A 5,485-nucleotide genomic window follows, 5' to 3' on the forward strand; every position below is an offset into this window, starting at 1 on the left:
CCTTGGTCAGGCCCTGCATCTGGAAAATGTACTGCTGCGCCATGGGGCGTCCGCGCTCGCTTCGATGGGAATGGGGAAGTCGGGCGTGCAGATAGCGGCGCGGGGCGTGGGGCGCAACGTTCCCCCTCCTCTGCCCCCGCGCGTTCCGCGTCGGGGGAGAGGAGAGTCGGGCTCAGTTCCGCGCCGTCTGGATCTGGATCGCGCCCTTGTTGCAGGCGCGGACCTGGCCGGCCGAGAGCTCGCGGCCCTGGCTGCGGTAGGACGACACCGGCCCGATGACGGCGACCACCTTGCGGCACTCGCGCATCAGCCCGTCGACATTGGCCTTCCGCTCGGCCGCGCCCTTGCAGGCGTCGCCCTCGCAGCGCCAGGCGACGCCGGCGATCGTGGCCTCCTGCGGGGCGGCGGCGGGCTGGGCCAGCTTCGCCTCGCTGGAATAGGCCTGGGCGTAGGCCGCCCCTGAGACGAACACCGCGGCTGCGGCGATCGCCCCGAACACACTGAAGTTTTGCATTTTCGTGATCCTTCCGTTAGGGAAAAGAGCACGACCGGTCGCTAACGCCGGAAAGAGCACGATCGGTCACTTACTGTCAAGCAGGGAGGCTTGGCCTTTGCGCAAAGGCGATGTGACGCGCGCCCGGATCCTCGACGAGGCGGCCCGGCAGGTGGCCGCCCGCGGGCTGACGGCCGCCAGCCTGGGCGACGTGGCCGTGGCCGTGGGCCTGTCCAAGAGCGGCCTGTTCAAGCACTTCGATTCAAAGGAGGCGATGCAGCTGGCCGTGGTCGAGCAGGTGCAGCAGCGCTTCACCGACTTCATCTGGACCCCGACGCTCGACCTGCCGCACGGCCGGCCGCGGCTGGAGGCGGTGTTCGACCGCTGGCTGGACTGGTCGGAGAGCGAGTGGTCCGAGCACGGCTGCCCGATCGTCTCCCTGTCGGTGGAGCTGGACGACCAGCCCGGGCCGCTGCGCGACCAGCTGCAGAAGGGGATGCTGCAGTGGCGGCGCACCCTGGTGCGCGAGTTCATGGCCATGCGCTACCCGCCGCTCTCCGAGCCCGAGGCCCAGTCCGGCTACTTTCAGATGAAGAGCTTCGTGCTGGGCCACTCCGAGGCCCGCCGGCTGATGGGCGACCCCGACGCCCGCCGCTCGGCCCGCGCCGCCTTCCACGCCCTGCTCGACCGGGCCGAGAAGGGCGCCGCCTGACGGAACATCCGCCGTCCTGCCGCGTACAGGTCCCGACACCCAACGCGAAAGGACCAAGACCATGCACAAGGACGAGATGAAGGGCGCCGCGAAGGACGCCAAGGGCTCGGTGAAGGAAACGGTCGGCCGCGCGACCGGCGACGAGCGCCTGGAAGCCGAAGGGACCGCCGACAAGGTGGCCGGCAAGGGCCAGAAGGCGGTCGGCAATGTGAAGGAAGCCGCCCGGGACATCCTGAAGCATTAGGACTGTCGAGCTCGACGCGGGGTCCGCGTCCCCGAGCGGAGGACGAGCGTCCCCAACGGACCGCCCATCTCCCTGCGGGCCGCCGTATCGAGGCCGAGGGCCGCGCCGGACTGGCGCGGCCCTCGTCGTATCCGCGCTACCCCGCCGGCGGCAGGGCGTAGGCGATGACGTAGTCGCCCTTCTTCTTCGCCAGCCGGGCGCCGCCGGCCGAGACCACCACGTACTGGCGGCCGGTCTTCGGCGAGACATAGGTCATCGGCGTGCCGCCCACGCCCACCGGCAGCCTGGCCTGCCAGAGCACCCTCCCCGTCCCGTTGTCGTAGGCCCGCAGGTAGGGGTCGGTGGTGGCGGCGTGGAAGGTGACGCCGCCGGCCGTGGTCACCGGCCCGCCGAGGCCGAAGGTCCCTAGCGGGATCGGCAGGCCCGAGCCGAGGCCCAGTGGGCCGCTCGCCTCGGCCGTACCCAGCGGAACCTGCCAGACGATCCGGCGGCTCGCCATGTCGACGGCGGTCATGGTGGCGTTCGGCGGCTGGACGCAGGGGACGAACAGCGGCCCCAGCAGCCAGGTGTTGTCGGCCTCGTAGAGCACCGCCCCGCGGCTCTGCGCCGGGCGGTCGGCGGCCGGCGTCCCGATCGATTTCTTCACCGGCTTGAGCTGCACGCCCTGCGGCATGCGGATGTCGGTGACGATCAGCAGGTTTCGCCGCCGGTCGTAGGCGCCCGAGCCCCAGTTCATGCCGCCGCCGTTGCCGGGGTTCTGCAGGCTGGGCCGCCCGTCGGGGCCCGGCGGTGTGAAGTCGCCCTCGTAGCGCATCTTGCGGAAGCTGATCCGGCAGCCGAGCTGGTCGAGCGGCGTCGCGCCCCACATCATCGCCTCGGTCAGCCGTTCCGGCCCGATGCGCGGCATGGCTGAATAGGGCTGGGTCGGGCTGGTCCACTCGCCCTTCGCCGCGCCCTGCGGCACGGGCCGCTCGGTCACCGGCACGATGGGGACGCCGGTGCGCCGGTCGAGCACGAAGATCTCGCCCCGCTTGGTGAGCTGGACCAGCGCCGGCGCGGTCCCGCCGGCCACGGGGACGTCCACCAGCATCGGCTGCGAGGGGACGTCATAATCCCAGAGGTCGTGGTGCACGGTCTGGAAGCGCCAGCGCTCCCGGCCCGTGCCGATGTCCAGCGCCACCACCGATGAGGCGTAGCGCTCCGACGCCTGCGAGCGGTGCGAGCCCCAGTAGTCGGGGGTGGCGTTGCCGGTGGGCAGGTAGACGAGGCCGAGCGCCGGGTCGAAGGCCGGCGTCGACCAGACGTTGGGCGTACCCCGGGTGTAGGTCTGCCCCTCCGGCGGCAGGCGGGTGATCGCGGGATTGCCCAGGTCCCAGGCCCAGACCAGCTCGCCGGTCTCCGCCGAGAAGGCGCGGACCACGCCCGAGGGCTCGCCGAGCTCCTGGTTGTCCACCACCCAGCCGCCGAGGATGATCCGGTCGCCGGCCACGGTCGGGGTGGAGGTCTGGAAATAGTAGCCGGGCTTCACCGGCCCGACGCCCTGCGTGAGCTCGACGGCGCCGTCCTCGCCGAAGCCCGGGCAGCGACGCCCCGTGGCGGCGTCCAGCGCCAGGAGCTGGGCGTTGATGGTGCTGGTGACGATCCGCTGGTCGCAGGGCTGGCCGGTCGGCTGCGGCCGGGCCCAGTAGCCGACGCCCCGGCAACGGTTCCAGAAGTGCGGCTTGACCTTGGGATCGTGCCGCCAGCGCTCCTTGCCGGTGTCGGCGTCGATCGCGATGACCACATTGGTGGGCGTGCAGACGTAGAGGGCGTCGCCGACCTGCACCGGCGTGTTCTGGTCCTCCGAGCCGCGCAGGTCGGGGTGGCCGGTGCGGAAGGTCCAGGCGACCTCGAGGCTGTCGACGTTCTCCGCGCTGATCTGCGCGAACGGCGCGAACCGCTGGCCGCCGGGGTCGCGGCCGTAGAACTGCCAGTCGCCCGCGGCCGGCCCGGCCTCGGCCGTCACCGGCGCCGGCGCCTTCGCCTGGCCCTGGCGGAAGGCGCCCGGCAGGGCCGCGGCCAGGAGGCCCAGCGCCAGGACCACGCCCGCGGCCGTGAGCCCCATGGGCAGCCTGCGCCGGTCCTTCGGCGCAGCCAGCAGGATCAGCAGGACGGGCAGTCCCAGCACCGCCGGCGCGAACAGCCGCGACAGGAGCGGCCAGAAGACGAACCCGGCCTCCCACAGCGCCCAGGGGAGGGTCGCCAGCAGCACCGTCCCGTAGACCGTCCCGCCCGCCGGCCGCCGCAGCGCCAGCAGCACGCCGGCCGCCACGAGGCCCAGGCCCGCGAGCAGGTAGTAGGGCGAGCCCTTCAGCAGCACGAGCTGCACGCCCCCCGCGGCCAGCGCCGCGCCGATCAGCGCCACGAAGAGCGCGCCCGCAAGCGCCGCCCAGCCGCCCGCGCCCCGGCGCGGCCGTTCCGTCTCAGACATCGTCGTTCCCCCCGACTTTGCCGCCATCCTGCACCCGCTCGGGCCGCGATGGAACCTTACGGTCCAGCTTCGCCGCCCGTCCGGCGACCGCCGTTCGACCGCCGTGCGTTGACGCCGCGCGCCGCCCGCGCTTCGGTCACGCCCTTCGAGTTCTTCAGGGGCCTTCTTCCGATGCTGTCGCGCGCCGTCCTGCTGGGGTCCGCCCTGGCGCTTTCCGTCGTCTCCGCCGCACCCGCCCAAGCGCCGCAGGCCAATCAGCCGCCGCAGGCCAGCACGCCGCCCCAGGCGGCGGAGCCTGCTCAGGTCCGCGAGGTGGGAAACATCGTCTACGACGGCGCGCCGGCCACGCCCGCGGGCCTGCAGGCGGCGCTCGCGCCCTATTACAACGCCCGCTCGGCGGTGTTCGAGGACTGGCTGGCGGACGGGTCGCTGCTGGTCGCCACCCGGTTCGGCAACGTCAACCAGATCCACCGGGTCGCACAGCCCGGCGCGGCGCGCACCCAGCTCACCTTCTTCGACGAGCCGGTGAACAGCGCACAGGCGCAGCCCGGGACCTCGCGCTTCCTCTATCCGCGCGACGTGGGCGGGGCGGAGTACTACCAGGCCTACCTGCGCGACCTGGCCGGGAACGAGGTCCAGCTCACCGCCCCCAACACCCGCAACCAGGGCTTCAAGTTCTCCAAGGACGGCCGGCTTGTGGCCTGGAGCCAGGTGACGCCGGGCGACCCCAACTACGACATCGTGCTGGCCGATCCCGCCAATCCGGCCGGCCGCCGGGTGGTCCACGAGGGCAAGGGCGCCATGTCGCCGCTCGACATCTCGCCGGACGGCCGGCGGATCCTGGTCCAGCGCTACAATGCCCAGCCGCACGTGGAGCTGTTCGTCCTGGACGTCGCCTCGGGCGCCCTGACGCCGGTGGGCCCGACGAAGCGCAGGATCGGCTATGCCGACGCCGCCTTCGCGCTCGGCGGCTCGGCCGTGGTGGCGCTGTCCGACGACGGGGCGGAGTTCGCGCGGCCTGTGGTCTTCGACCTCGCCAGCGGACGCATGCGCGACCTGGAGCCGGGCACGAAGTGGGGCGCCGAGGCGCTGGACGTCGCGCCCGACGGCCGCACCCTGGCCTATGCGGTGAACGAGGAGGGCTATTCCCGGATCGTGCTGCGCGACGTGCAGAGCGGCCGTGAGCTACCGGGGCCGAAGCTGCCCATGGGCGTGCTGACCGGCATGGGCTTCTCGCCGGACGGCCGGCAGCTCGGCTTCAGCCTCTCCACCTCCACCGCCTCCGGCGACGTCTGGAGCTGGGACGTGGGCGGCGGCGCCCTGGTCCGCTGGACCGAGAGCGAACTGGGCGGCCTCGATCCCGCGAAGCTCGTGGAGCCGACGCTCTTCCGCTACCCGACCTTCGACGGCCGCTCGATCCCGGCCTTCGTCTACCGGCCGAAGAACGCCGCCGGGAAGCTGCCGGTGGTGATCCAGATCCACGGCGGGCCGGAGGGCCAGGAGCAGCCCAGCTTCAATCCCCGGCGGCAGTCCTGGGTCAACGAGCTCGGCGCGGCGGTGATCATC

General features: G+C 72.5%; 5 protein-coding genes. 3 read left to right on the plus strand and 2 right to left on the minus strand.

Annotated features, from left to right (window positions below; genetic code table 11):
- Positions 1-172 precede the first annotated feature (172 nt).
- Positions 173-514, minus strand: coding sequence for a CC_3452 family protein (locus V7Z97_RS18970; protein ID WP_334165005.1), 342 nt, complete (start codon positions 512-514; stop codon positions 173-175).
- A gap of 97 nt (positions 515-611) precedes the next feature.
- Here V7Z97_RS18970 and V7Z97_RS18975 point away from each other — a divergent pair, with 97 nt between their 5' ends.
- Together V7Z97_RS18975 and V7Z97_RS18980 are read left to right on the plus strand one after the other, a co-directional pair.
- Complete coding sequence (locus tag V7Z97_RS18975) at positions 612-1,205, plus strand: TetR/AcrR family transcriptional regulator (protein ID WP_334165006.1); 594 nt, start codon at positions 612-614, stop codon at positions 1,203-1,205.
- A 61-nt stretch (positions 1,206-1,266) separates the two neighbouring features.
- Positions 1,267-1,449 carry a CsbD family protein gene (locus V7Z97_RS18980; protein WP_334165007.1) on the plus strand — a complete coding sequence of 61 codons (183 nt, stop codon included), beginning with the start codon at positions 1,267-1,269 and terminating at the stop codon, positions 1,447-1,449.
- A gap of 136 nt (positions 1,450-1,585) precedes the next feature.
- Here the strand turns inward: V7Z97_RS18980 and V7Z97_RS18985 are convergent, their stop codons facing one another.
- Positions 1,586-3,919: a membrane-bound PQQ-dependent dehydrogenase, glucose/quinate/shikimate family gene (locus tag V7Z97_RS18985; RefSeq protein ID WP_334165008.1), complete on the minus strand. Its 2,334-nt coding sequence runs from the start codon at positions 3,917-3,919 to the stop codon at positions 1,586-1,588.
- Between the two features lie 171 nt (positions 3,920-4,090).
- Here V7Z97_RS18985 and V7Z97_RS18990 point away from each other — a divergent pair.
- The coding region (locus tag V7Z97_RS18990; protein ID WP_334165009.1) for a S9 family peptidase at positions 4,091-5,485 on the plus strand (1,395 nt) is incomplete at its 3' end.

This window comes from Phenylobacterium sp., from assembly GCF_036821595.1.
Lineage (GTDB): Bacteria > Pseudomonadota > Alphaproteobacteria > Caulobacterales > Caulobacteraceae > Phenylobacterium.

What these genes read in the sequence shown, in the direction of transcription:
- V7Z97_RS18985 (WP_334165008.1), bottom strand. Translation starts at nt 3,919, where the DNA reads ATGTCTGAGACGGAACGGCCGCGCCGGGGCGCGGGCGGCTGGGCGGCG.
- V7Z97_RS18980 (WP_334165007.1), top strand. Translation starts at nt 1,267, where the DNA reads ATGCACAAGGACGAGATGAAGGGCGCCGCGAAGGACGCCAAGGGCTCG.
- V7Z97_RS18970 (WP_334165005.1), bottom strand. Translation starts at nt 514, where the DNA reads ATGCAAAACTTCAGTGTGTTCGGGGCGATCGCCGCAGCCGCGGTGTTC.